The organism is Rhodoferax sp. P1_F3 (assembly GCF_056405715.1).
In genome coordinates, this window is record NZ_JBFUBO010000013.1 from 13,666 (window position 1) to 40,133 (window position 26,468).

At 61.6% G+C, this 26,468-nt stretch carries 23 protein-coding genes and 1 pseudogene; 18 read left to right on the forward strand and 6 right to left on the reverse strand.

Going from position 1 to position 26,468, the window contains the following annotated elements:
- Positions 1–58 precede the first annotated feature (58 nt).
- The 5 genes from AC1DZ5_RS18405 to AC1DZ5_RS18425 all read left to right on the forward strand — a co-directional run bounded on the left by AC1DZ5_RS18405 (position 59) and on the right by AC1DZ5_RS18425 (position 6,466).
- Complete coding sequence (locus AC1DZ5_RS18405; protein WP_477891709.1) at positions 59–1,171, forward strand: diguanylate cyclase domain-containing protein; 1,113 nt, start codon at positions 59–61, stop codon at positions 1,169–1,171.
- Positions 1,172–1,312: 141 nt separating this feature from the next.
- Complete coding sequence (locus AC1DZ5_RS18410) at positions 1,313–2,140, forward strand: proteasome-type protease (RefSeq protein ID WP_477891711.1); 828 nt, start codon at positions 1,313–1,315, stop codon at positions 2,138–2,140.
- 11 nt (positions 2,141–2,151) lie between these two features.
- The gene (locus AC1DZ5_RS18415) at positions 2,152–2,955 is read left to right on the forward strand and encodes an alpha/beta hydrolase (protein ID WP_477891713.1); all 804 of its coding nucleotides are present in this window, start codon (positions 2,152–2,154) and stop codon (positions 2,953–2,955) included.
- 10 nt (positions 2,956–2,965) lie between these two features.
- Entirely contained in the window at positions 2,966–4,756 is a 1,791-nt protein-coding gene (locus tag AC1DZ5_RS18420) for a sensor histidine kinase (RefSeq protein WP_477891715.1), read from the forward strand.
- 3 nt (positions 4,757–4,759) lie between these two features.
- Positions 4,760–6,466, forward strand: a complete 1,707-nt coding sequence (locus AC1DZ5_RS18425; RefSeq protein WP_477891717.1) for a putative bifunctional diguanylate cyclase/phosphodiesterase — start codon at positions 4,760–4,762, stop codon at positions 6,464–6,466.
- 402 nt (positions 6,467–6,868) lie between these two features.
- On the opposite strand, the gene AC1DZ5_RS18430 is transcribed toward AC1DZ5_RS18425, so the two are convergent.
- From AC1DZ5_RS18430 to AC1DZ5_RS18445, 4 genes are all read right to left on the reverse strand, one after another.
- Positions 6,869–7,702, reverse strand: a complete 834-nt coding sequence (locus AC1DZ5_RS18430; protein WP_477891719.1) for an undecaprenyl-diphosphate phosphatase — start codon at positions 7,700–7,702, stop codon at positions 6,869–6,871.
- Between the two features lie 68 nt (positions 7,703–7,770).
- Positions 7,771–9,006 (reverse strand): ABC transporter permease, encoded by a 1,236-nt coding sequence (locus AC1DZ5_RS18435; protein WP_477891721.1) that lies wholly within the window; start codon positions 9,004–9,006, stop codon positions 7,771–7,773.
- Positions 9,003–9,731 (reverse strand): ABC transporter ATP-binding protein, encoded by a 729-nt coding sequence (locus AC1DZ5_RS18440; protein WP_477891723.1) that lies wholly within the window; start codon positions 9,729–9,731, stop codon positions 9,003–9,005. Before AC1DZ5_RS18440 ends, AC1DZ5_RS18435 begins: the two co-directional genes overlap by 4 nt.
- A 10-nt stretch (positions 9,732–9,741) precedes the next feature.
- Entirely contained in the window at positions 9,742–11,346 is a 1,605-nt protein-coding gene (locus AC1DZ5_RS18445) for an efflux RND transporter periplasmic adaptor subunit (RefSeq protein WP_477891725.1), read from the reverse strand.
- 156 nt (positions 11,347–11,502) lie between these two features.
- Between AC1DZ5_RS18445 and AC1DZ5_RS18450 the strand changes: the two genes are divergently transcribed.
- The 7 genes from AC1DZ5_RS18450 to AC1DZ5_RS18480 all read left to right on the forward strand — a co-directional run bounded on the left by AC1DZ5_RS18450 (position 11,503) and on the right by AC1DZ5_RS18480 (position 17,518).
- A complete protein-coding gene (locus AC1DZ5_RS18450; RefSeq protein ID WP_477891727.1) occupies positions 11,503–12,027 on the forward strand; it encodes a DUF6622 family protein in 525 nt (174 codons plus the stop codon).
- Between the two features lie 31 nt (positions 12,028–12,058).
- Entirely contained in the window at positions 12,059–12,355 is a 297-nt protein-coding gene (locus AC1DZ5_RS18455; RefSeq protein WP_477891729.1) for a 2TM domain-containing protein, read from the forward strand.
- 7 nt (positions 12,356–12,362) lie between these two features.
- Positions 12,363–13,424: a sensor histidine kinase gene (locus AC1DZ5_RS18460; RefSeq protein ID WP_477891731.1), complete on the forward strand. Its 1,062-nt coding sequence runs from the start codon at positions 12,363–12,365 to the stop codon at positions 13,422–13,424.
- Positions 13,421–14,248, forward strand: a complete 828-nt coding sequence (locus tag AC1DZ5_RS18465) for a LytR/AlgR family response regulator transcription factor (protein WP_477891733.1) — start codon at positions 13,421–13,423, stop codon at positions 14,246–14,248. Before AC1DZ5_RS18460 ends, AC1DZ5_RS18465 begins: the two co-directional genes overlap by 4 nt.
- A gap of 139 nt (positions 14,249–14,387) precedes the next feature.
- Entirely contained in the window at positions 14,388–15,548 is a 1,161-nt protein-coding gene (locus tag AC1DZ5_RS18470) for a branched-chain amino acid ABC transporter substrate-binding protein (RefSeq protein WP_477891735.1), read from the forward strand.
- A 25-nt stretch (positions 15,549–15,573) separates the two neighbouring features.
- A complete protein-coding gene (locus AC1DZ5_RS18475) occupies positions 15,574–16,164 on the forward strand; it encodes a hypothetical protein (protein ID WP_477891737.1) in 591 nt (196 codons plus the stop codon).
- A gap of 217 nt (positions 16,165–16,381) precedes the next feature.
- The gene (locus AC1DZ5_RS18480) at positions 16,382–17,518 is read left to right on the forward strand and encodes a branched-chain amino acid ABC transporter substrate-binding protein (RefSeq protein WP_477891739.1); all 1,137 of its coding nucleotides are present in this window, start codon (positions 16,382–16,384) and stop codon (positions 17,516–17,518) included.
- An 86-nt stretch (positions 17,519–17,604) separates the two neighbouring features.
- On the opposite strand, the gene AC1DZ5_RS18485 is transcribed toward AC1DZ5_RS18480, so the two are convergent.
- Positions 17,605–18,729: a DUF2157 domain-containing protein gene (locus AC1DZ5_RS18485; protein ID WP_477891741.1), complete on the reverse strand. Its 1,125-nt coding sequence runs from the start codon at positions 18,727–18,729 to the stop codon at positions 17,605–17,607.
- Positions 18,730–18,789: 60 nt separating this feature from the next.
- Here AC1DZ5_RS18485 and AC1DZ5_RS18490 point away from each other — a divergent pair, with 60 nt between their 5' ends.
- Positions 18,790–19,752 (forward strand): glutaminase, encoded by a 963-nt coding sequence (locus tag AC1DZ5_RS18490; protein WP_477891743.1) that lies wholly within the window; start codon positions 18,790–18,792, stop codon positions 19,750–19,752.
- Between the two features lie 96 nt (positions 19,753–19,848).
- Positions 19,849–20,760, forward strand: a complete 912-nt coding sequence (locus AC1DZ5_RS18495) for a substrate-binding periplasmic protein (RefSeq protein ID WP_477891745.1) — start codon at positions 19,849–19,851, stop codon at positions 20,758–20,760.
- On the opposite strand, the gene AC1DZ5_RS18500 is transcribed toward AC1DZ5_RS18495, so the two are convergent.
- Positions 20,741–21,676 carry a diguanylate cyclase domain-containing protein gene (locus AC1DZ5_RS18500; RefSeq protein WP_477891747.1) on the reverse strand — a complete coding sequence of 312 codons (936 nt, stop codon included), beginning with the start codon at positions 21,674–21,676 and terminating at the stop codon, positions 20,741–20,743. The two genes, AC1DZ5_RS18495 and AC1DZ5_RS18500, sit on opposite strands and share 20 nt — an antisense overlap.
- 94 nt (positions 21,677–21,770) lie before the next feature.
- Between AC1DZ5_RS18500 and AC1DZ5_RS18505 the strand changes: the two genes are divergently transcribed.
- The 4 genes and pseudogenes from AC1DZ5_RS18505 (at position 21,771) to AC1DZ5_RS18520 (ending at position 26,466) form a co-directional block, all read left to right on the forward strand.
- Positions 21,771–23,582: a glutamine--tRNA ligase/YqeY domain fusion protein gene (locus AC1DZ5_RS18505; protein ID WP_477891749.1), complete on the forward strand. Its 1,812-nt coding sequence runs from the start codon at positions 21,771–21,773 to the stop codon at positions 23,580–23,582.
- Between the two features lie 11 nt (positions 23,583–23,593).
- The gene (locus tag AC1DZ5_RS18510) at positions 23,594–25,387 is read left to right on the forward strand and encodes a DUF262 domain-containing protein (RefSeq protein ID WP_477891751.1); all 1,794 of its coding nucleotides are present in this window, start codon (positions 23,594–23,596) and stop codon (positions 25,385–25,387) included.
- Positions 25,388–25,404: 17 nt separating this feature from the next.
- Positions 25,405–25,707 (forward strand): annotated as a pseudogene (locus tag AC1DZ5_RS18515) (DUF924 family protein); the annotation flags it as partial.
- Between the two features lie 42 nt (positions 25,708–25,749).
- Complete coding sequence (locus AC1DZ5_RS18520; protein WP_477891753.1) at positions 25,750–26,466, forward strand: phospholipase D family protein; 717 nt, start codon at positions 25,750–25,752, stop codon at positions 26,464–26,466.
- Positions 26,467–26,468: the final 2 nt, after the last annotated feature.

Consider the following 26,468-nt stretch of genomic DNA (forward strand, 5'->3'; position numbering starts at 1 on the left):
GAGCCCCCTACCTACCCGAGTCGTCCAACTACTTGCTTCACCCCTGAAAGCGCCAACCATGCCTCAACCGTCTCTCGCACCGGTACTGGAAATCAGCGAGGCTGCCGTGCGGGACCAATTGGCCGACAGGATGTGGAAAGGCATGCTGGTGCTCGCGGTGCTGGGCATACCGACCTCGCTTGTGCGTGTCCTGATCACCGGCTGGCAGCCGCTGTATGCCTTGCACACCGCCATAGCGATTCTTGTCTTCCTCGTCGCCCTGTACCGCCGCCACCTGTCCGCCAACGTGAAGGCCGTACTGGCCAGCGTTCTGCCCCTGGGTGTGGGCCTGCCGGCGCTGCACGCCCTTGGTTTTTATGGCGCCGGCATCGCTTGGATCATTGCCAGCTGCATCAGTACCACCATGTTCTTCAGAGGGCGTATCGGGGCGCTCGTCATCGCGTTGGAATTGCTGGTGCTAACGGGCTTTGCCTGGGCCTATGTCCGGGGTGCCTTGGTGCTTTCCATCGATACGAATGACTTCATCCGCCAGCCGCAGGCGTGGATTGCCGTGATCGGTGCCACCGGCATCGTGACCGCCGCGGTGAGTTACGGCTTGAGCATCTACAGTGCCTCTCACGCCGCCCTCATGGATACCATCCGCGAGCAGCATGCCTTGATCACCCACCAGGCCACGCACGATGGCCTCACCGGCCTGTCCTTGCCACACTTGGCACGCGACCGGCTAAACCATGCGATCCAGCGGGCGCGGCGCGACCAAAGCCGTGCAGCATTGTTGTTCATCGACCTGGATGGCTTCAAGGCTGTCAATGACACCCACGGCCACGACGCAGGCGACTTTGTGCTCACCACAGTGGCGCAGCGCATGCTGAGCACCATACGCGCCGTGGATTCCGCGTCGCGCCAGGGCGGCGACGAATTCATGGTGTTGTTGGGCGGCCTAACCACCGCGGAAGACGCCGCTGCAGTGGCCGACAAGCTGGTGCAGGCCATTGCCCACCCCATGGTCTACCAGGGCCAGGCCTTGCAGGTCAGCGCCAGCATCGGGATTGCCGTGTTTCCCGACCATGCAGATTCGGTCGAAACCATGATGAAACAGGCCGACAGCGCCATGTACCAGGTGAAGAAGTCGGGCAAGAACAGCGCTTCGATCCCAAACCCTGATGCATAAAGCAGTGGGAGACCTCGGGCGAGGCGGGTATTGGGTATTCGGCTGGCGCTCATACGCCTGCCCCTGCGCGGGGAAGACTGCCCCACAGCAGCCAACACACCCCCGATACACTCTAGGCTTTGCCAGATCACGAACCTGAAAATGACTTACTGCGTCGCCATCAAACTCAACGCCGGACTGGTGTTCCTCTCCGACTCGCGCACGAACGCAGGACTCGACCAGATCAGCACCTTCCGCAAGATGATCGTGTACGAGAAGCCCAATGACCGCTTTATGGTCTTGCTCTCGGCGGGCAACCTCAGCATTTCGCAGTCAGTGCGCGAGATTTTGCAGATCGAACGGCTTAAGGACCATGAGGCCGATGAAGGCACCACCATCTGGAACGCACGCAGCATGTTTGACGCCGCGCGCGTGCTCGGTTCGGCCATCCGGAAAGTGCAGGAGCGCGATGGCCCGGCGCTCAAAAATGCTGGTGTGGACTTCAATGTGTCGCTGATTTTTGGCGGCCAGATCCAGGGCGAAGGCATGCGCCTGTTCCAGGTCTATTCGGCCGGCAACTTCATCGAAGCCACGCCCGAGACACCCTACTTCCAAGTTGGCGAATCCAAGTACGGCAAGCCAGTGCTGGACCGCGTGATCACGCCCCAGACCCCGCTGGACGAAGCCGCCAAGTGCGCGCTGGTGTCCATGGACTCCACGCTCAAGTCCAACCTGTCGGTGGGCTTGCCGCTGGACCTGGTGGTGTACGAGGCCAACAGCTACCAGACCGACAAGGTGGTCTGCATTGACGAAAACAACCCCTATTTCAAAATGCTGCACAACAGCTGGGGCCAGAAGCTGCGCGAGGTGTTTGACAGCATTGAAGACCCGATGTGGAATGGCGGCCAGACCGAGGTGCCATTGTTGATTCCCAGCACCCGCAGCCTGCCGCTCAAGAAAATCACCACGCCCGACGAAAAACTGATCTAGTCCGGTTCTTGATGTCCACCATCGTTTTCTCCCACGCCAACAGCTTCCCCGCCAGCACCTACAAGGTGCTGTTCAAAAGCCTGCGCGCACGCGGCTATGCCGTAAAAGCCATCGACAAATATGGCCACGACCCGCGCTTCCCCGTCACCGACAACTGGCCCCATGTGGTGCAGCAGCTGGTGGAGTACGCCGCGCGCGTGGTGGACAAAGTGGGCGAGCCGGTCTGGCTGGTGGGCCATTCGCTGGGTGGGTTTCTGAGCCTCATGGCCGCAGCCCGCCACCCCGAGCTGGCCAAGGGCGTGGTGCTGATTGATTCGCCCATCTTGGGCGGCTGGCGCTCGCAGGTGCTGGGATTGGCCAAAACCACGCAGCTGGTGGGCTCCATCTCGCCGGGAGCGGTCAGTCGCCAGCGCCGCCACCACTGGCCCAGCGTGCAGACTGCGTTTGAACATTTCCAGCACAAAAAAGCCTTTGCCAAATGGGATGCGCAGGTGCTCATGGACTATGTGGATGCCTTTGCCGAAGACGCGGAGGGCAAGCGCGTGCTGGCGTTTGACCGCGCGGTGGAGACGGCCTTCTACAACACCCTGCCCGACAACCTGGACCGGCTTCTGGCGCGCCACCCGCTGAAATGCCCGGTCACCTTCATTGGTGGCGACCAGTCGGCCGAGATGAAGCAGGTGGGCATGGCCATGACCGAGAAGGTCACCAAAGGTCGCATCATGATGCTGGACGGCAGCCACCTGTTTCCGATGGAAAAGCCGCTAGCCACCGCGGCCGCCATCGAGGCAGCGCTGCGCAACATGGCGCCCTGACGCACCCGCCATGAGCCAATCCCCGCAAGCGCAACTGGCACTGCTGCAACAGCAGCTCCAGTCCTTGCAGGAAAAACACGACGCGCTGCAGGCCACACTGGAGGCGCAGCGCACTCAGGCCAACCAGTGGCTGGAACAGCGCACCCGTGAACTGCAGCGCGAAGCGCAGGAACAGAAGAAAGCCGAGACCCTGCAGCGCGTGTTCTATCGCATTGCCGAGCGGGCCACGGCCGGGCTGCCGTTCTACGACTTTCTCAAGGCCGTGCACGAGTTGCTGGGGGAACTGCTATACGCCAAAAACTTCTTTGTCTGCATGTGCCACCCCAGTGAGAACACGGTCGACTTTCCCTACTACGTGGACGAGAAAGACGGCGACACGATGCAACTCAACGGTGTGCCCCGCAGCCGCGGCATGACCGAATTTGTGCTGCGCACTGAAGTTCCCCAGTTGATCGATGCCCAACGCTTTATTGCGTTGCAAGCGTGTGGCGAGATCACAGAAGCCACGGGCGATCTCAGCTTCACTACCTGGCTGGGCGTGCCCATGAAGATCGAAGGCCAGGTGGGCGGTGCGCTGGTGGTGCAGAGCTATGAAGCGGGGGTGCGTTACTCCGAGGCCGATGCCGACATCCTGAGTTTTGTGGCCAACCATGTGGGCGCCGCCATCGAGCGCTACCAGGCCATCGAGGCCATGCGCAGCTCCGAGGCGCGCTACCGCCTGGTGATCGAGAACGTCGGCGTGGGCGTGGTGGTGGTGCAGGACGGGCGCATGGTGTTTGCCAACCCCAGCATGGTGCGCATCGTGGGCCACCCGCTGGACTACCTGCTGTCGCAACCGTTCACCGCCACCATCCACCCCGACGACATGCCCTCCGTGCTGGACCGCCACCAGCGTCGCCTGCGGGGTGAGGCGGTTGAAATGCACTACGGCTTTCGCGTGCTTACCCAGCAGGGCGAAGAGCGCGCACTGGAGCTGTCAGCCGTTGTGATCCAGTGGAACCAGCGCAACGCGACCCTGCTGTTTGTGGTGGACGCCACGGCACGCCTGCAGGCCGAGCAAAGCCAACGCCAGGCGCTACAACAGCAGATTGCGCTTAACGACATGAAGACGCGCTTCATCGCCATGGCCTCGCACGAATTTCGCACACCGCTGGCCACCATCCACGGCTCGGTGGAGCTGCTGCAGCACTACAACGACCGCATGCCGGCCGACAAAAAACTGCTCACGCTGCAGAAGATCGATGACGCGGTGGAGCGCATGACCCACATGCTGGAGAACGTGCTGGTGATTGGCCGCACCGACGCCGGGCGGCTGGAATTCAAACCGCATGCGTTGGGCATCGCTACCTTCTGCCATGCGCTGGTAGACGAGATGCGCAGCGCCATGGCGCGCCAATTGACGCATGTGCAACTGCACCTGGACTTGCCGCCGGTGGAGCGGCTGTATTGGCTGGACGACACGCTGATCCGCAACATCGTGGGCAACTTGCTGTCCAACGCCGTCAAATACTCGCCCCAGGGCGGCACGGTACTGTTTGCGGTACAGGAGCTGGACGGCGCGCTGGTGTTCACCGTGCGGGACGAAGGCATTGGCATCCCCGAGGCGGACCAGGCCCAGCTGTTTGTGAGCTTCCACCGCGCGAGCAATGTGGGGCCGATTGCCGGCACCGGCCTGGGCCTGTCGATTGTCAAAGAAGCGGTGACCTGCCACCTGGGCCAGATCGCGGTGCACAGCACCCTGGGCCAGGGCAGCACCTTCACCGTCACCCTGCCTACCCGCCGCTGCGCGGCCGAGGACTAGTCCATGAAAATCCTGATCGCCGAAGACGAACCCTCGCTGCGCGAGAACCTGCAGTGGATGCTGGAACTGGAGGGCTACGAGGTGATGGCCGCGCGCAATGGTGCCGATGCCTATGCGCAGGCCCAGGCCAACCGGCCCGACCTGGTGCTGACCGATGTGATGATGCCCGAGATGGATGGCTTTGGCCTGGTGCGCGCGCTGCGCGAAGACGCACGCACCGCCACCATTCCCATCATCATGCTGACCGCCAAGGCCGACCGCGCGGACGTGCGCGCGGGCATGAACATCGGCGCCGACGACTACCTGACCAAACCCTGCCGGCGCGACGAGCTACTAGAGGCCGTGCAGGCCCGGCTGCAGCGCAGCAGCAGCCTAGAGGAAGCCGCCCAGCGCCTGCAGACCGAAACCCGCTACGCCATGCAGATCGACTCGCTCACGGCGCTGCCGGGGCGTGACCTGTTTGAGCAGCAACTGACCACTGCGCTGGAGCACCAAAGCAACGTGGCCCTGTTGTGCCTGGGGCTGGATGGGTTTGCCAAGATCAACGAATCGCTGGGCACTGGTGTGGGCGATATGGTGCTGCGCGAAGTCGGCAAGCGCCTGAACCTGTATTCCGCGGAATGGCCACAACCCACGGTGCACGATGGCGTGGGCCGCATCGGTGGCGACCAGTTTGCGCTGTGCATGGGTGGCATGGCCGACGAAGCCGCGCTGGACCAGCGCGCCACCGAACTGCTGCGCCGCCTGGCCCTGCCCTACCAGGTGAGTGGCCACACGCTGTACCTCACAGCCTGCGCGGGCGCCAGCCTGTACCCCGGCCAATCCGACAGCGCGCACGCGCTGCTGCTCAATGCCGAATCGGCCCTGCACCACGCCAAGCCCAATGGCCCGGGCACCTACCTGTACTTCGACGCGGCCATGAACCGCCAGGCCGCGCGCAGCCTGCAGATCCACAACGAGCTGCACCACGCCATGGGCCTGGGTGCGCTGCAGGTGTACTACCAGCCCCAGATCCGCATTGCCACCGGCGCCGTGGTGGGCTTTGAGGCGCTGCTGCGCTGGCAGCACCCCACGCTGGGATGGATCTCGCCAGCCGAGTTCATCCCCGTGGCGGAACAGAGCGGCATCATTGTGCAAATCGGCCAGTGGGTGATGCACACCGCGGCCACACAGGCCGCGCAGTGGCTGGCCCAGGGCCACAGCGGTTTTCGGATGGCGGTGAATTTGTCGGCGCGCCAGTTTGCCGCCAAGGATCTGCCCAAGCTCGTAGCCCAGGTGCTACAAGACACCGGCCTGCCATCCGAAGTGCTGGAGCTGGAAGTGACTGAAAGCATGGCACTGCAGAGCGTGGCCTCCACCCTGAGCACGCTGCACGCCTGCAAGGCGTTGGGCGTGAAGCTGGCGATGGACGACTTTGGCACCGGCTATTCCAGCCTGGCCTACCTCAAGCAGTACCCGCTGGACGCGCTAAAAATCGACCAGGCCTTTGTGCGCAACATCACGCAGGACCCCGGTGATGCTGCCATCACCCGCGCCATCGTGGCCATGGCGCACAGCTTTGGCATGACCGTGATTGCGGAGGGCGTGGAAACTGTGGAGCAGCTGGAGTTTTTGCGCGGCCTGCAGTGCGAGGAATTTCAAGGGTATCTGTTCAGCAAGCCGGTGCCGGCGGATGAGGCGGTGAAGTGTTTTGCGGGGTACCGGGGGTAGGTTTTTTAACACCCACTTTCTTTGAACACCCACTCCCCCAGCCCCTCGCCCCGTCGGCGAGGGGAGCTTTTAACAGCCATATTTGGTGGCTGCGCTCCGAATACGGAACTAATTCAGAGAGGTTTCCACCGCGACTTCTCACCACAGCCAATGTGAACGGTTGTGGAACTTCGAGCGCGTAGGCGCGGAGCCACTGGCGGGCGAAGCCGCCAGCGTTGACCAACCCACTTCTCCGAGGCCCCCCCAACGCAGGCGCGGGCCGTGGTGTGCCGATACAGATCTAAAGCATCGCCAGTAGCCGCGCAGCCGGTGCGATACAACAAGATATGGCTGTTAAGGCTCCCCTCGCCGACGGGGCGAGGGGTTGGGGGAGTGGGTGTTAAAAAAGTGGGTGTAAAAAAGTCAGGCCGCCCATGTCACCCAGCCGGTCCAAGCAGTCACCAACACCACCACCCCAAACACGATGCGGTAGTAGGCGAAGCCCACAAAGCTGTGGGTGGAGATGAACTTCAGCAGCCAGCGCACGCACAGCCAGGCACTGAGGAACGAAGTGACCAGGCCCACGACGAACAGCGGCGTATCGCTCAGCGCCAGCAGTGCACGCTCTTTGTACAGGCTGTAGACGCCCGCGCCAATCAGGGTGGGAATGGCCAGGAAGAACGAGAAGTCGGTGGCTGCCTTGCGCGACAGGCCCAGCAGCATGCCGCCGATGATGGTGGCACCGCTGCGGCTGGTGCCGGGCACCATGGCCAGGCACTGCACCAGGCCTACCTTCAGCGCGTCCAGCGCGCTCATGTCGTCCACGTTGTGCACGCGCACTGCGGTGCCGCCCGCGGCCTGCCGGCGCTCTGCCCAGAGGATGATGAAGCCGCCCACGATGAAGGTGGTGGCCACCACGGCAGGGGTGAACAGATGCTCTTTGATGGCCTTGCCAAACAGCAGACCCAGCACCACGGCGGGCAGAAAGCCGATGAACACGTTGAGCGCAAAACGCTGCGCCTGCTTCTGGTTGGGCAGGGCCACCAGCGTGTCGCGAATTTTTTGCCAGTAGACCAGGATGACGGCAAAGATGGCGCCGGTCTGGATGGCGATGTCAAACACCTTGGCCTTGTCGTCGTCAAAACCCAGCAGCGAACCCGCCAGGATCAAATGCCCCGTGCTCGAAATCGGCAAAAACTCCGTCAGCCCCTCGACCACGCCCATGATGGCGGCCTTGATCAGCAATGCAATGTCCAAAACGTTCTCTCCCGGTTTAACAACAAAATAGGCCTCTAGCCCCCGTATTATCTGCGCGAGCAGCTCACTTATTCATAGCGAAGCGCTTGAATCGGTAACAGTTTGGAAGCGCGCCGCGCCGGGTAGTAGCCGAAGAACACGCCCACAAACCCCGAAAAGCCCACCGCCAGCAGCACCGCCCACAAGCTCAGCGACACCTGCCACCCGGCAAACCGCCCCACGCCCCAGGTAGACGCCGCACCCAGCGCCACGCCAATCGCACCGCCCAGCACACTCAGCGTCACCGCTTCTATCAAGAACTGCGCCAGGATGTCGCGCCCGCGCGCGCCCACCGCCATGCGCAGCCCGATCTCCCGCGTGCGCTCGGTCACGCTGACCAGCATGATGTTCATGATGCCAATGCCGCCAATGACGAGGCTGATGCCCGCCACCGCGGCCAGCAGCAGCGTCATCACACGGCTGGACTCTTCCTGCGCCTGCAAAATTTCCGTCAGGTTGCGCACCACAAAGGGATCATCACCGCCCTCCTGCACCTTGAAGCGCTGGCGCAGCAGGTCCTTGATGCTGTCTTCCACGGGTTTCATGTCCTGGCCTTCGCGCACCTTCACGCTGATGGCACCCACGCGCTTCAAGCGGCTGGTGGCGTCGCCGCCCCAGATGCGGTTGCGTAGCGTGCCCAGCGGGATCATCACCACGTCGTCCTGGTCCTGCCCCATGGAGTTCTGACCCTTGGGCGCCAGCACGCCAATTACGGTGATGGGGATATTGCGCACCCGCATCACCTGCTCCACCGGGTCCTGCTCGCCAAACAGCTCGCGCGCCACGGTCGCGCCTATCCAGGCCACCTTGGCCGAGCCCGACAGCTCGGCCGCGTCAAACAATCGCCCACTGGCCAGCGGCCAGTCGCGCGCTTCCAGGTAGTCGTTGTTCACGCCTACGATGCTGCTGCCCCAGTTGCTATTGCCAAACACCAGCTGCCCGCTGGTGCGCGACGTGGGTGCGGCCACCTGCACCTCGGGAATCTCCAGCGCAATAGCCAGCGCATCTTCCTCGGTGAGGCGCTGGCGGGTTTGTGCGCCCAAGCGCACCCCGGCCTGCGACACACCGCCGGGCAGCACCAGCATGATGTTGGAGCCCAGCCCCTTCATCTGCTCCTGCACGCGGTTGGTCGCGCCTTGGCCCACCGCCACCATGGTGATGACGGCGGCCACACCAATGATGATGCCCAGCATGGTCAGAATGCTGCGCAGCGTGTTGGCCGAGAGAGAACGCAGCGCGCTGCGCAGGGCGGCAAAAAGATTCATAGCGGCTTGGCCTCCACCGCTGCGGCGCGTGCGGGTTGTGGCACGTCTTCCACCATCAGCCCATCCTTGAACACCAGCCGGCGCCGCGCCCAGGCAGCAATGTCGGCCTCGTGCGTGACCAGCACCACCGTCATGCCCTGGTGGTTCAGGTCGGTCAGCAGCTGCATGATGTCTTCGCTGGTGTGCGAGTCGAGTGCGCCCGTGGGTTCGTCGGCCAATATGAGTTGCGGGTTGTTCACCAGCGCGCGTGCAATGGCCACGCGCTGCTGCTGCCCACCCGACAGCTCGGCGGGCGTGTGGTTGCTGCGCTGACCCAGGCCCACGCGCTCCAGCGCGGCGCGGGCGCGCTGCTGGCGCTGGGCCGCGGGCACGCCCGCGTAGACCATGGGCAGCTCCACGTTCTCCAGCGCACTAGTGCGCGGCAGCAGGTTGAACTGCTGGAACACAAAGCCGATGCGCCGGTTGCGGATGCTGGCCAGCGCGTCGGCCGTCATGGCCTGCACGGCCTCGCCCGCCAGGTAGTAGGTGCCGGTACTGGGCTGGTCCAGGCAGCCCAGGATGTTCATGAGCGTGGACTTGCCCGAGCCCGAGGCGCCCATGATGGCCACCATCTCGCCCTCGGCAATGTCCAGCGACATACCGCGCAACGCGTGCACCGTCTGGTCACCCATGGTGTAGGTCTTAGTGAGTTCGCGCGCGGCAATCAGCGCGGTGGCAGTGGTCATGCGCCGTGCCTCAGAACGGAGGGCGCGGGCCGGGGCCCTTGGCACCGGCCGCGGCCTGTGCCTTGATGCCGATGATGACCTCGGCGCCTTCTTTCAGTTCGCCGTTGGCGGCATTGGGGCCCAGCAGCAGCTCGGTGCTGCTGCCGTCCGACACGCCCAGGCGCACATTCAGCGCCTTGGGCTGACCTTGTTCGTCCAGCACATAGACACGGCCGCGGGTGGAGGTGCGGCCTGCACTCTCGGCCACTAGCGTGCCGTAGCGGGTCTTCTGCTCCGGTGTCAGCACCTCGCCAATGCGGGCGCGGATGTCGGCCATCAGGCGGTCACGCGCCTTGGGGCGTTCCTCGGCCGGCAGGTCGCGCAGCGCTCCAAATTTGGGCCGTGTCTCGGCGTAGATGGCGTCCACACGCGTGGTTTGTTCTTCGTTGAGCTTGAGCTCAGTCACCAGCCGGTTGCGGAATTCGGTGCCAGGGCCACCCGCGGGGCGGCCACCGGCCGGGGCCTCGGCGGCGGGTGCACTTGCAGCCGCCGCGGGGGCAGATGCCGCACCTTGCGGCGCCGCGGGCGCCTCCACCCCGGCAATGCGCATGCGCAGCGCGGCGTTGGGCACCCTGAGCACGCTCTCGCGCTGGTCGGTCACCACGCGCACATTGGCCGTCATGCCCGGCAGCAGCTTGCCGCCCACATTCGAAAACCCGACGATGGCCACATAGGTCACCACATTGGCCACATTGGTGGCAGCCTTGCGCACCTGGCGAATCTCGCCGTCAAAGGTCTGGCCGGGGAAGGCATCCACCGTGAAGCTGGCCTTTTGCCCCGTCTTCAGGCGGCCCACATCGCTCTCGTCAATAGCCGCCTCCACCTGCATGTCCGACAGGTTTTGCGCAATCACAAACAGCTCGGGCGCCTGCAGGCTGCTGGCCACGGTCTGGCCACGCTCGATGGCGCGCTTGATGACGATGCCGTTCACCGGCGAGGTGATGCGCGTGCGTGCCAGGTCAATGCGGGCCTGGGCCAGCGCGGCGTCGCGCTGCGCCACATTGGCCTGGGCGGTCTTCACCTGCGCTTGGGCCACGCCCACCTGGGCTTGCACGGCCTTCAGCGCCTCGGTGCTGGTATTGACTAAAGCGTTGGACTTATCGGACTCGCTCTGGGCGACGAAGCCCTTGCCCACCAGCATCAGGTTGCGTTCGTGCGTGCGCTTCGCTTCATCCAGGTCCACCTGGGCGCGCGACACCTGGGTCTGCGCGGCCAGGGCATTGGCCTGGGCGGTGAGCACTGCGGCGCGGGATGCGTCCACATCGGCCTGGGCCGAGCGCACGCGGTATTCAAAGGTCTCGGGATCGATCTGGGCCAGCAGCTGGCCAGCCTTTACCTCGGTGTTGAAGTCCACCAGCAGGTCGCGGATCTGCCCGCTGACCTGGGTACCCACACTCACCTGCGACACCGGACTGACCGCGCCGCTGGCCGCCACCGTGGCCTGCAGGCTGCCGCGTGCGATCGGTGCGGTGCGGTACTCCACCTTGCTGGCATTGCCCTGCTGCACCCACCACCAGCCGCCGCCCGCCAGGGCAACCGCCAACACGGCGCCCGTTGCTATCAGTTGTCTTTTCATGCCCCGATTCTAGGAAGCTGCGGTGACGGCCACGCCACGTGGCTGCATTTCGCGCCGCCCAAACCGCATTTCGTCGCAAACCGCTGGGCATGGCGGAGGGCCATCGGCACAGTCGCTCCAGTCTTCACTCGCCACCGCATTGAAAGGGAACACACCATGGCACAGCACATCTTCTCTGGCACCCCCACCTGGGTCTGGTTTCTTCTGGTCGCACTGGCCTGGCTGGGCCTGCGCCAGACCCTGACCCAAACCGCCTCCCTGCGTCGCGTCACCCTGATGCCGCTGGCCTTGGTGGCTCTGTCCCTGTATGGCACGGTCACCGTGTTTGGCGACCAGCCCCTGGCGCTGCTGGTCTGGGCCAAGGCCGCAGCGGTGGCCACTTTGCTGGTGCTGCGCCGCCCCGTGGCCCCCAACACCCGGTTTGACCTGGCCAGCCAGACCTTCACCCTGCCCGGCACCTGGGCCCCACTGGCGCTGATGATGACCATCTTCTGCACCAAGTACGCGGTGGGCATCACCAACGCCATCAACCCCAGCCTGCTACACAGCACCACCATAGCCCTGGTGGTGAGCACCCTCTACGGCGTGTGCAGCGGCGTGCTGATCGGCCGGGCTCTGCGCCTGTGGCGTTTGGCCGGTGCCACCGATGCCGCCTGGCACGGCCAGGCCGCTGCCGTGTAAACACCACCAACCTTCTAGAATGCGAGCCACTATGTCCACCCCCCTGAGCCCTGAAGAGATAGACCGCCTGGCGCGCAAGCGCGCGGGTGCCAAGCTGGGCTGGTACATCCACGCCACGATGTACGTGTTGGTCAACCTGCTGATCTTCTCCATGTCGCAGTACGCGTTTGGCACGCGCCCTTGGTCGCTGGGCCCGCTGCTGGGTTGGGGCATAGGGCTGGTGTTGCACGGCATCTCGGTGTTTGTGCTGGGCCGCGGTAGCGGCCTGCGCGAACGCATGGTGCAGCGCGAACGCGAGCGCATCGAGCGCGCCCAGAGCGGGCGCTGACGCCACCATGCGCCTGGACTGGATCAACAAGCTGCAGCACCTGCTGCAGACCTGGGCCTTCAGCCTGGCCATTGCCACCCTGCAGTACGCGTTCCAGCCCGAGAAACCCTACGTGCCACTGGTGGCGTATTCGCTAGCCATTGGCACGTTCATCTGGGCCATCATCGACCTGGGGCGGCATTTCTTCCCCTCGGCGGCTGAGACCGGTTGGCCTACCGGACTGTCGGGCATGGCCCTGGTGGTGGTGGGCATTGTGGCGGGCTACTTCATTGGCAACCTGCTGGCCGACACCCTGTGCCGCACCTTTGGCTGGTATGCCGGCTACCCCATCCCCGATCGCGCCATCGACCTGCGCAACAGCATCCTGATCACGCTCACCGCTGGTTCGGCGGGCACCTATTACTTCTACACCCTGAACAAGGCCGCCTACCTGGAGCGCAAGATGACCGAGGCGCGCCACCTGGCGGCCGAAGCCCGGCTCAAGCTGCTGGAAACCCAGCTGGAGCCGCACATGCTGTTCAACACCCTGGCTAACCTGCGCGCCCTGATTGGCGTGGACCCGGTGCGCGCCCAGACCATGCTGGACCACATGATTGCCTACCTGCGGGCCACGCTGAGCGCCTCACGCGCCAGCGGACACGACGTTCAGCACACCCTGACCGACGAGTTTGCCCGCCTGCAGGATTACCTGGAGCTCATGAAGATCCGCATGGGGCCGCGCCTGCAGTTCACGCTGGAGTTGCCCGACGCGCTGCGCACCCAGCCCGTACCGCCGCTGCTGCTGCAGCCGCTGGTGGAAAACAGCATCCAGCACGGGCTGGAGCCCAAGGTGGAAGGCGGCAGCATCGCCATCCGCGCCGCCCAAGAAGGCGGGCTGCTCTGCCTGGAGGTGACCGACACCGGCCTGGGCGCGCGCGAGGTGCTGCAGTCCCGGCCCGGCCACGGCTTTGGCCTGCAGCAGGTGCGCGACCGCCTGCTGACCACCTTTGACGCGCTAGGCACTATGGAATTGATAGCTGCTCCCGCAGGTGGAACGCGGGCTCGCATCACTTTTCCCATCAAAGCATGAGCCAGGCCACCGCGCTGATTGCCGAAGACGAGCCACTGCTGGCCCAGGCCCTGCAGGCCGAGCTGGCACGCGCCTGGCCCGAACTGCAGGTGCTCAAGACAGTGGGCGATGGCATGTCGGCGGTGGAAGCCGCACTGGCGCTGCAGCCCGACGTGCTGTTCTTTGACATCCGGATGCCCGGCCAGAGCGGCCTAGAGGCGGCGGCCGAGCTGGCGGACGCCTGGCCCTGCGGCGCCGATGCCAAGCCCTTTCCCGCGCTGGTGTTTGTCACCGCCTATGACCAGTACGCGGTGCAGGCATTTGAAGCCCAGGCGGTGGACTATGTACTCAAGCCCGTGCAGGCTGCCCGGCTGCAGAAAACAGTGTCAAAACTGCAGCTAGCCCTTGCCAAACCTGCGCTAGCTGCTATCAATTCAGCAGCAAACCTGGATACCACCCTGGCCCAGTTGCGCGGCTTGCTGGCACGCGAGGCGGAGGCCAGCGCCCCCGCGTCGTCCACGCCGCTGCGCGTGCTGCAGGCCAGCGTGGGCAGCAGCATCCGCATGGTGCCGCTGGACGAGGTAGTGTTCATCGAAGCCGCCGACAAGTACCTGCGCGTACTGACCGCCAGCCACGAGTACCTGCTGCGCACCCCGCTCAAGGAGCTGATGCCGCAACTGGACGAGCAGGTGTTCTGGCAAATCCACCGCGGCACCGTGGTGCGGGCCCAGGCCATCGACACCGTCACCCGTGACGAGGCGGGCCGCCTGGCCTTAACCTTGCACCGCAGAGGCGAAAAACTCGCTGTCAGCCGGCTCTACGCCCATCGCTTCAAAGCGATGTAGGCACCAATCCATGCAAATTACGCATGGATTTGAAGTGAATGAACATACACCGCTACGGGTAAACCACGGGGACTTGGCATATCGGTTGCTTAGGCTTGCTCCCTACAATCGGCCCCTTGTCCTACCAGGAACCCATCATATGAACCTGAATCTCTCGCGCCGCAGCGTTGTACGCCTGTTGGCCTTGTCTGCCGTTCTCACCTCGGCCCTGTTGCAGGGCTGCGACTCGACCCCATCAGTCATCAAGATTGGTGTGGCACAGCCCCTCACCGGCAACCTGGCTGCGTTGGGCCAGGATTTGCTCAACGGTGTGAACATGGCCGTGGAAGAAATCAATAAGGAAGGCTACAAGGTCAAGGGCAAGTCCGTGACCTTTGAAGTAGTGGCCGTGGACGACCGCGCCAACGCCGACACCGGGAAGGAAGTGGCCCAGCAGCTGGTGGACGCCGGTGTGGTGGCCGTGATTGGCCACCTGAACTCGGGCGTGAGCATTGCCGCCGCCCCCATCTACGCGGCCAAGAGCATTGCCGAACTCTGCATTTGCACCAACCCCAAATTCACGCAACTGGGCTTTGACACCACCTTCCGGCTGGTTGGCAATGACAATTTGCAGGCCAAGGCCATTGGCAGCTACTCGGCCTCGCAGTTCCGCGGTACCAAGGTGGCGCTGCTAGACGACGGCACCCCCTACGGCAAGGATCTGGCCGCTGGTGCGGGCGTACAGCTCAAGGCTGCCAAGAAAGAAATCGTGCTGCAGCAGTCGTTTGACGACAAGACCACCAAATTCGAAGAAACCGCCGCCAAGATCAAGAGCGCGGGTGTGGAAATCGTCGTGTCCACCCTGAACGACTTCCAGGTCCTGGCGCTGCTTGAAGCGCTCAAGGCCATCAGCTACACCGATATTCGGGTGCTGGGTGGCGACACCATCAAAACGACGCTGATGCTCAAAGGCACCGGCATCGTCAGCGGCCTGTATGCCACCTCTCCCAGCCTGGAAGCGCGAGAATTCACCGCCGGTGGCGCCTTCCTGGACAAGTACCGCGCCAAATACAAAATCGATCCCGCCTACGCCGGCCACTACACCTACGACGCCATGTACGTGCTGGCTGCCGCCATTCGCCGTGCCGAATCCGCCAAGCCCAAGGACATCGTGACCGCGCTGCGCAAGATTGACGGCTACGCGCCCGTGACCGGCTCCATGAAATGGGATGCCCAGGGCGAGCAGCGCTACGGCGTGATTGGGGTGTACAGTGCCAGTGGCGGCCTGTGGGAATCCCAGATGCGCTCGGATTCCTGGTAAGGCCCTCGTCCCGAGGAGACACGGCATGACGATTCGCTACACCACAGTGCCCAACACCTTGCCAGAGAGCAAGATGCGCCTGTACCCCACCAAGGTGATCAACATCATCGGCGGGCCGGGTAGCGACAAGTCGCTGTTCTCCTCCGCCATCATCCTGTTCCTGAACCTGCACCACAAGACGGTGGAGACCATCCCCGACTACGCCAAGTCGCTGGTCTGGCAGCAAAACTTTGAAGTACTGAAGAACCAGTACTTCATTGCACAGCGCCAATACGAGATGCTGAACCTGCTGGACGGGCAGGTGCAGTACCTCATCACCGAATGCTCGTTGCCCCAGGTGCTGTACTACAACGAACACTACCCCGAGAACATCTGCGACATCGCCAAAACCCGCGCGCAGATTCTGGAGTGGTACAAGCAGCACAACAACATCAACATCCTGGTGGAGCGCGGCGACAAGAAATACGTGCACACCGGCCGTTTTCAGGATGAAGAGCAGGCCCGCCACGTAGACCGCGGCCTGCGCGCCACCCTGATTCATGAGGGTTTTCCATTCACGGCCCTGCAGCCGGACGTGGCAACCATCAATGCCTTTGCCCAAACATTGCTCGAATAAGCGCGCACTACGCGCGTGCACATAAGAAGGAGAAGCACCAAATCAAGACGCCTGCCCAGGCGCGATTCCCGTTTCTGGGAGTAATGCAATTCATGTCTCATTAGAGATTTGAATAGTAGGCTCGTATCAGTGAAAGCCTTATGCCCATGGCACAGGACTTGCGCTAATGTTCGCCCCGGTGAGAAATTTATTCACACTTTTTTAATTTGGAGTTTCTATGAAGTTGAAAATCGTTGCAGCCGCAGCTATCGCTCTGTCTACTGGTCTGGCATTCGCTCAAAACGCGGTTGTCACCATTGCCCACGTTGGTCCTACCAGCGGTGCGATTGCCCACTTGGGTAAGGACAACGAAAACGGCGCCATCCTGGCCGTGGAAGAACTCAACGCTGCTGGCGTGACCATTGGCGGCAAAAAAGTCACCATCAAGCTGATGACTGAAGATGACGCTGCTGATCCCAAGCAAGGCACTGCAGTTGCTCAAAAGCTGGCTGATGCCAAGGTTTCTGGCGTGATCGGTCACCTGAACTCCGGTACCACCATCCCCGCTTCCAGCATCTACTCCGAAGCCGGTATCCCCCAAATCTCCCCCTCCGCTACCAACCCCAAGTACACCCGCCAAGGCTTCAAGACAGCCTTCCGTCTGGTGGCTGATGACACCCAACTGGGTGGCACACTGGGCAAGTACGCTGTGAAAGAACTGAAGGGCAAAGCCATCGCCGTGATCGACGACCGTACTGCGTACGGCCAAGGCGTTGCACAAGAGTTTGCCAAGGCTGTTGAAGCCGCCGGCGGCACTGTGGTTGCCAAGGAATTCACGACCGACAAGGCCACTGACTTCTCCGCTATCCTGACCACCATCAAGGGCAAGAAAGCTGACGTCGTGTTCTTCGGCGGTATGGACGCCGTTGCCGGCCCCATGCTGCGTCAAATGAAGTCCCTGGGCATCAACGCCAAGTTCATGGGCGGCGACGGCATCTGCTCCACCGAACTGGTGAAGCTGGGTGGCGACGCGATTGCTGACAACCAAGTCTACTGCGCTGAAGCCGGTGGCGTGGAAGGTCAACAAAAGGTCGGCATGGAAGCCTTCAAGACCAAGTTCAAGGCCAAGTTCGGCTCTGAAGTTCAAGTGTACGCACCCTACGTGTACGACGGCGTGAAGGTCATGGTTGCTGCCATGGTCAAGGCCGGTTCTTCTGACCCCGCCAAGTACCTGCCCGTGTTGGCAGCTACCAAAGACTTCAAGGGCGTGACAGGCAACATCTCCTTTGATGCCAAGGGCGACATCCTGAACGGCGCTTTGACTCTGAAGACCATCAAGGGCGGCAAGCTGACCGACCTGGCCGTGATTCGTTAATCATCGCAAGTCTCCGGGCAACGCAAGTTGCCCAGAAACGAAAAAGCGCACTGCCTGCAGTGCGCTTTTTTTATGCCCGCTTGTTTTCAGCTGCGTGGTTGCAAGCCCGCCGGCACATAGCGCGCCAGCCGCGCCGCAATGGCCACCTCGTGCCGCTGCCACCACACCCCCAGCGCCACCACGCCCAGCCCCAACAACGTGAGCGCCAGCGGGAACAGCAGGCTGTCGCGGAATACCTGGTGCGACAGGTAGCCCAGGTACAGCGCCACACCCAGCGCGCCAAACACCGTGAACACACGCCGCCCAATGGCCGCACCCAGCAGCACCATCAGCACGTTGATCAGCGCGTACACCGCCTTGCCCCACGGCGAGCCCGAATCGCTCAGGCTCAGGCCGCTCCAGAACATGGTGGTGCCAAAGATGTAGAGCCAAAAGGCAAAGTCCTGCCGCCATTCCGCCGTGCGGGACAGGCGGCTGCGCACATCCACCCACAGGGCCAACGCCACGGTGCCTATGCCAAACACCAGCGACACATCGCGCGTGAACTCCCACTCCCAGCCGTGGTCCGTCAGCAGCGCATTGGCCATGTCCATGCTCATGTACCAGAGCGTGACCGCCAGCGGCATCACCATGAACGGCAGGCGATAGCGCCACAGCATCACCACGCCCGCGGCCAACGTGACAAATTCCAGCGTGAGCCAGCGCCAGTCAATGCGCGTGTGGTAACTGGAGAACGAATCTGGCCCGCCCGGCGGCCACTGCCCGGCCACGCTCTGTGCGCTCCAGGCCACCAGCGACACCAGACACACCGCCAGCGTGGCCAGCAGCCCCGCGGGTACGAACAAGCCACGCGCCTTGAAATGGTCTGCCACCTTCAGGCAGGCAATCAGGTACGCCAGGCCAATGCCCAGCAGCGCCACCGGCCCCACCGCCTGAAAGCCCAGCGTCATGAACAAGCTCATGGCGCCTATGGCCACCAGGCCGCCAAAGTAATACAGCACATTCACAAAGCCAAACGCCGGGCCCGCTGCCGGCGCGGCGGTGCGCTCCAGCGGCTGGGTGCTGTGGGTCATGGCGTCGCGGCTCCAGCGCCGCCACAGGGTGTCGACCTGGGTTTGGGTCAGCAGGCCATCGCGCTCCGCGTCCCGCAGGTCTTGGTAACGCAGCTCGATTACCAGATTGGTGGTGTCGGTGAAGTCTTTGATGTGCATGGTGCATACCTGCTGTGGTTTTGCGCATATGTACCACAGCCAGCCTCCTAGAATCCGCCCATGCAAAACCTTATGCCTGCGGCAAGCGCTTCTGCGCTGCCCGCCATCCTGGACCAGATCCATACCGACGCCCAGGCCCTGTTCGGCCAGGGCCGGGTGGCCAGCTACATTCCCGCGCTGGCCGAAGTGCCGCCACGGCAGTTTGGCATCGCGGTGGCGCTGGTAGATGGCAGCACCTTCAGCGTGGGCGATGCACACACTTCTTTCTCGCTGCAAAGCATCACCAAGCTGTTTGCCTTTGTGCTGGCGCTGAAAAGCGTGGGCGATGAACTCTGGCAGCGCGTGGGGCGCGAGCCGTCGGGCGCGGCATTCAACTCCATGGTGCAGCTGGAGACCGAAAAAGGCATTCCGCGCAACCCGTTCATCAATGCGGGCGCCCTGGTCATCACCGACATCTTGACCACCCGCTACGCCCACCTGGACTACGCGCTGTTAGGCGCCCTGCGCCGCCTGACCGACGATCCCGAGCTGAGCTGGAACGCGCGCATCGCCAGGTCCGAGCGCGACACCGCGCACCGCAATATGGCCATGGCCTATTTCATGAAAAGCTACGGCAACTTTGTGAACGACCCCGAGCTGGTGCTGGACAACTACTGCCGCCAGTGCGCCACCGAAATGAGCTGCGCCCAGTTGGCCCAGGCCACCATGTTTTTGGCCAACAACGGCCGCGACCTGCGCCGCGATGGCAGCCCCGACGAACAGTTTCTGGCCGCCGACGACGCCCGCCGCGTGAACGCCCTGATGCTGACCTGCGGTGCCTACGACGCCGCAGGCGACTTTGCCTACCGCATAGGCCTACCGGTCAAAACCGGGGTGGGCGGCGGCATTGTGGCCATTGCGCCCGGCATTGGCACCGTGGCCGTGTGGGCGCCCGAGCTGGACACCAAAGGCAACTCGGTGCTGGGCGCGTTTGCGCTGGAACAGCTGGTGCTGCGCACCGGCTGGAACCACGGCCAGGCCTGAAAATACCCGCCAAAAAAAACGTGCATTGCGCCGCAGATTGGTGCAAGCTGTGGGCATAAAAAATGACGCTTGCAATAACGTTGTTGGAGACACGCCATGTCCACCGATTCACCCCAATCCCGCTGGGCCCTAGGCATTGGCCATGCCTTGGCCTTACTGGCCGCAGCCTGCGCTGCCGCCTTGCTGACCCCGTCCGCGTGGGCGGGCAAATTCACTGTCGTTTACTCGCGCGAAATCCCCGAGGCCGATAGCCGCCTGGAATACCCCGTGCGCCTGCTGGAGCTGGCGCTGAAAAAATCGGGGGTGGAATACGAGATGCGCTCCTACCCCCGCGCCATGCCGCAGGGCGCTGCACTCGGCCGCCTGGCCACGGGCTCGGGCATCAACGTGGTGTGGAGCATGACCTCCAAAGACCGCGAAGAGCAGCTGCTACCCATCCGCATCCCCATCGACAAAGGCCTGTTTGGCTACCGCATTGCGTTTGTGCGGGAGCAAAACCGGGGCGTCATCTCGGGTGTGAAAGGGGTAGACGACCTGCGCGCGTTTGCAGCCGGCCAGGGCCACGACTGGCCCGACACCGAGATCCTGCGGGGCAACGGCCTGAAGGTGATCACCAGCACCGCGTATGAGGGCCTGTTCGCGATGCTGCAGGCCGGGCGGTTTGACTACTTCCCGCGCTCCGCGCTGGAAATATGGGACGAAACCGACAAGGCCAGCAAACAGCAGTTGGTGGTGGAAGACAAGCTGGTGCTGCACTACCCCACCGCCATCTACTTCTTTGTGAACAAGCAGGACATTGCGCTGGCCCAGGTGATAGAGACCGGGCTGAACCGCGCCATTGCCGATGGCAGCTTTGACGCCCTGTTTTACGAGCGCTTTGGCGAGGTCATTAAGCGCTGCAACCTGCGCGGCCGCACATCTATTGCACTGAACAACCCGCTGCTGCCGCCCGACACGCCCCTGGCCCGCAAAGCCCTGTGGCTGGACATCAGCGCGCTGCCGAAGTAGCCCACTCCAGCCGGTTGCGGCCATTGGCCTTGGCTGCGTACACCGCGCGGTCGGCGTTGCGAATGTTTTCTTTCGCGTCCAGCCCCGCATCCAGCATGGTCACGCCGGCCGAGCAGGTGTAGCCAAAGCCCGGCACATCGGGCAGCGGCTCGGCGGTGCGCACCATCTCCAGCACGCGGTTCACGATATGGGTGAGCGCCGCCGCATCGCTGTTGGGGAACAGCAGCATGAACTCCTCGCCCCCCAGGCGGCCAAAGCCGTCCTCGCGGCGCAGCGTGCTGGCCACCAGCCGGGCAAAGTGCGTCAGCACCAGGTCACCCGCGTGGTGGCCGTGGGTGTCGTTCACGCGCTTGAAGTGGTCCAGGTCCAGCATCACCACGCCGCAGGGCTGGCCTGCCATGCGCAGCTGCTCCAGCCGCAGATCCAGCTGCTGCAATATGTGGGCGCGGTTGCTGATACCGGTGAGCGCATCGGTTTGCGCCGCACGCAGCGCCCCGTCGCGCGCCTGGCGCAGCGCGCGCTCGCCGGCGCGCATGGTGCTGATGTCAAACGCCACGTGCAACCCCCAGCCCCGCTCGTCCACCGTCTCGGTGATATAGAGCCAGCGGCCATCGGTCAGGTCCGCCTCGAACGCGCGAAACGGCAGCTTGCCCCGGCGCGAGCGGGTGGATGTGAGCCAAGCCTCGAAATCATCGGTCTGGATGGCCGCGCCCACGCCCGTGGTGTGGCTCAGGCGCATCAGGTCAGACCACGTCATTGCAACGCAGTCGGTCAGCCCAAAAACGCTGCAAAACGCGGGATTGGCATACCGCACGGTGTCCGTGACGTCAAACAGCGCCACAAACAGCGGCGACTGCTCGTACAAATGCGCCATGTGTTGGGCAATGGCGTTGGAGGCAACGGGGGACGAGGCCATGGGGCGGTGTTTGGAAAAAGAAAGTGCAGTGAAACTGTTGCGCCCAAGTGTATGTGGTGCAGTGCAAATATACGTGGCGTCTAGAATCGTTCTTATGAGCGCCAATACCCCTGCATCCCCTGCCAACACCCCCGAAACGCCCAAAGTCAGCAACTTTTTGCGCCAGATCATCGAAAACGACCTGATTAACGGCACCTACGCCACCCGCCGCTGGGCTGGCAGCCCCGGCGACGCCGCCCACCACGCCGCTGGCCAGCCCGACCCCGCCAAGATCCGCACCCGCTTTCCGCCCGAGCCCAATGGCTACCTGCACATTGGCCACGCCAAGAGCATTTGCATCAACTTTGGCCTGGCGCGCGACTACGGCGGCGTGTGCCACCTGCGCTTTGACGACACCAACCCCGAGAAGGAAGACACGGAGTACGTGAACTCCATCATCGACGCGGTGAAGTGGCTGGGCTTTGACTGGAACGGCGCGCCCGACGCTGCCGCCTACCAGGCCAGCGACTACTTTGGCTTTATGTACCGCGCGGCGGAATATTTGATTGAAGCGGGCCACGCCTATGTGGACGAGCAAACCGTGGAGCAAATGCGCATCAACCGCGGCGACTTTGGCAAGCCCGGTGTGGACAGCCCCTTCCGCGCCCGCACGCCTGCGGAGAACCTGGCGCGCTTTCGTGAAATGCGCGATGGTAAGCATGAAGACGGCAGCATGGTGTTGCGCGCCAAGATAGACATGGCCAGCCCCAACATCAACATGCGCGACCCGGCCATCTACCGCATCCGCCGCGCCACGCACCACAACACGGGCGACACCTGGTGCATCTACCCCATGTACACCTACGCGCACCCCATTGAGGACGCGTTGGAGCAGATCACCCACAGCCTGTGCACGCTGGAGTTTGAAGACCAACGGCCTTTCTACGACTGGGTGCTGGAGCGCCTGTGCGAAGGTGGCCTGCTGGCTGCGCCCGCCCCGCACCAGTATGAGTTTGCCCGCCTGAACCTCACCTATGTGATCACCAGCAAGCGCAAGCTGGCGCAACTGGTGTACGACCACAAGGTCAACGGCTGGGACGATCCGCGCATGCCAACCATCGTCGGCCTGCGCCGCCGCGGCTACACGCCCGAGAGCCTGCAACTGTTTGCCGAACGCATTGGCGTGACCAAGAGCGATAGCTGGATTGACTACAGCACGCTGGAAGGCTGCCTGCGCGAAGACCTGGAAGCCAAGGCCCACCGCGGCATGGCGGTCATCAACCCCGTCAAGCTCATCCTGACCAATTGGGACGAAGTGATGGGCGCCGGCCACCTAGAGCCCTGCACCCAGCCCGCTCTGCCCCACCCGCCAGAGGGAGTCGAATCACCCACGCGCCACTTCACCATCGGCAAAGAAGTGTGGATCGAGCGCGAAGACTTTGAAGAAGTGCCCCCCAAGGGCTACAAGCGTTTGTTCCCCGGCAACAAGGTGCGCCTGAAGGGCGGCTATGTCATCGAATGCACCGGCTGCACCAAAGATGCGAACGGCGTCATCACCGAAGTGCTGGCCACCGTGGTGCCCGACACCAAGAGCGGCACACCGGGCAGCGATTTGGTGAAGGTGAAAGCCGCCATCACCTGGGTCGGTGTGGCCAACGGCGTCAACGCCGAAGTCCGCATGTACGACCGCCTGTTCCTCGATGCGCAGCCCGACGCAGGCGGCAAAGACTTTATTGAGAGCCTGAACCCCAACAGCCTGAAAGTGGTGACCGCGATTGTTGAGCCTTCATTGGCCAACGCCGCACCAGACCAGAAGTTTCAGTTTGAACGGCATGGGTACTTTGTGGCGGATCGCGTGGATCATGTGCAAGGCAGCAAGCCGGTGTTTAACTTGGCGGTGGGGTTGAAGGATTCTTGGGGGAAATGACCTGATCAGTTGTGCTGCTAGCGGTTGAAAAAAAAGATAGGGAGGCCGTCGTGAAAATCCAGTGTCAAGACAGAAACGTCGAATTCATATTTCAAAGTCACTATTTTGAAATTCCCAGATTTCAACGCCCGTATTCTTGGGATCGTGACAATTGGGATGAATTCTGGAATGACGTTTTTCAATCTCAACAGACTGACTACTTCATTGGCTCAGTAGTTACGTTTGCAAAAGGCCAATACAAAGCAATTGTCGACGGACAACAGCGCCTAACGACCATCACGCTACTTCTTGCAACGATCAGGAATTTCTATCGGCAGCACTCGTTTGAAGACCGCGCTTCTGGTGCTCAAAATTTCATAGAGCGTAATAACAAGAACAACGAACCAACTTATGTACTACGAGCAGAAACTTCGTACCCTTATCTCCAAACAGTAATACAAAAATCAGAACCACAAACAAAAATTGCAAAGCTGAGCGAGGAGGAAGCTCTTCTTGAAGCTGCATTCCAGTTTTTCAGCGCAAAAGTTTCAGACGAGCTAGCCCAAATTGAATCGGCATTAACCGGTACCAGCGCCACGAAGAAAATACGCATCAAAAAACGCCTAGATGAACTTCGCGATACGTTGCTGTCATTGAAGCTAATTTATGTCGAATTGGACAATGAGGATGACGCGTATCAAGTATTTGAAACTTTGAATACACGAGGAAAAGACCTAGCCACTGCCGATCTGATTAAAAATCACTTGGCTCGTCTTCTACGAGAGAAAAATTCGAACAGCGACGATGTGAAGGTGCGTTGGTCAGTCATGTCTGACAACATCAAGGCAATCTCGATTGAGGGAATCGATCTTGATGGGTTTCTATATCACTACTGGCTAGCTACGAACACAGTTACCCAAAAGAGAGAAATATTTAAAGCTGTTAGGACGACGATTAAAACGAAACCTGCAGCAAAAAAACTTTTGGATGAGTTGGTTACCTTTTCTGAGGTATATCGCGATTTGCATGAGGTCAACCTCAGAAAATGGAGGACAGACGAACTTGAAATAAAGTCGTCTGTGGAAGCAATCATCAAATTCCGCGTTAGGCATCCACTTCCGCTGATGATGACTGCGCTTCGGAAATACGATGCGAAGACACTGTCAAAAGCAGAAGTATTGAGGATTTTTCAGATTATTGAGATGTTCACTTTTGTAAATACAAGCTTGATGAATGCTCGCTCATCTGGAGGTGTGGCACAAATGTATGCATCACATGCAAAGTCCCTCTCAAGTGTGTCGGAGCTCGTAAGACGGCAAAAAGTCATTTCGGAATTCGCCGACAAATTGGCTTCAAAATTGCCACCAAAAGAAGTATTTCTTGCGAAATTTGAAGGACTCAAATATTCGGACAGCTACAGCTCTCAGAAACGCGACGTGCAATATGTTGTAACCAAGCTTTTCGCGCTTATGTTCCCAGCCGTTGCGATTAACCCTTCCGAAATGTCCATAGAGCATATCGAGCCACAAAGTTCCAAGGCGATGACGGACAGCCAATTTGCATCAATTGGCAATCTATGGTTTTTGAAAACCGCTTTCAACAATGAACTGGGGAATGCCCCAGCTAGCGCCAAGTTAAAAAAGTACAAAGAGAGTCAATTACCGTGTGACGACACGCTCCTGAATGCAGCCGACTGGACTGCTACGGAGATTGAGCGTCGTACGAAGGAGCTTGCTGAAAAATTTTGGTCAGTGCTGGATGAGCGTTTTGGATTGTCAAAACCCAAACCTAAGAGTCAAAAAGTAAAGGCCTTTGCGGCTCCTTAGGAACCAGACTTAGCATCATGCCCAAGCGCGACCAACCCGTCCTCCACTTCTGGTTCGAAGAGCTGACCGCCAAGCAGCACTTCGCCAAGGACGCCGCGCTGGACGAAACCATTCGCGCGCGGTTTGGCGACACGCTGGAAGCGGCGGCGCGGTGTGAGCTGTTTGCATGGCGCACAACGGCTGAGGGGCGGCTGGCGGAGATCATCGTGCTGGACCAGTTCTCGCGCAACGTGTACCGCGACACGCCGCGCACCTTTGCGCAGGACGCGCTGGCGCTGGTGATCCACCGCAATAGTCAAGCGCACACAACTTCGAAAAGCGCAACCGCGAATATCAACTGACCTCTCAAGAAAAAACTGGCAATGGCAAAGTTCTTATCGACCACCGGCACCAACTACCACCTTGAAGAACTGATCAAGGGCGCGTCTGACCGCCTCATATTGATCAGCCCATTCCTCAAGCTCAACGACCGCATGAAGGAGCTTCTAGCAGACAAGAACCGGCTCAAGATAGATGTACGCATCGTCTATGGCAAGAGCGAGTTGCAGCCACAAGAAATTGAGTGGCTGCGTGGCCTGACCTACATCCGCACGAGCTTCTGCAAGAATCTGCACGCAAAGTGCTACATGAATGAAGAGCTGTGCATCATCACCAGCCTGAACCTGTACGAATTCAGCCAGGTGAACAACAATGAAATGGGCATCCTGATCCAACGTAGCGAAGACAGCCAACTCTACAAAGATGCCTACGAAGAGGCGCAACGCATTATTCGTATCAGCGAAGAGGTGCGCATCTCCATGGAGCGCGTCGTTGAAGACCCGATTACATCGGGCACTAACGCTGATGCAAGCGATGAGGCCGAAGCCGCTGGTGACAAACTGCCATCTGGCAAGCTAGCCCAAAAGCTGGGCATGAAAACCCAAGACCTTTTGCAGCGCGCCACAGAGCGAGGCTACTTGGTACTCAACGCCGACAAGCATGTGCTGACGCCGAAGGGCGAAAAAGCGGGTGTAGAGTTCGTGGCAAAGGGACGCTTTGGCCCCTACTTTTTGTGGCCTCAGGAGTTTCACCCTGTGTGATT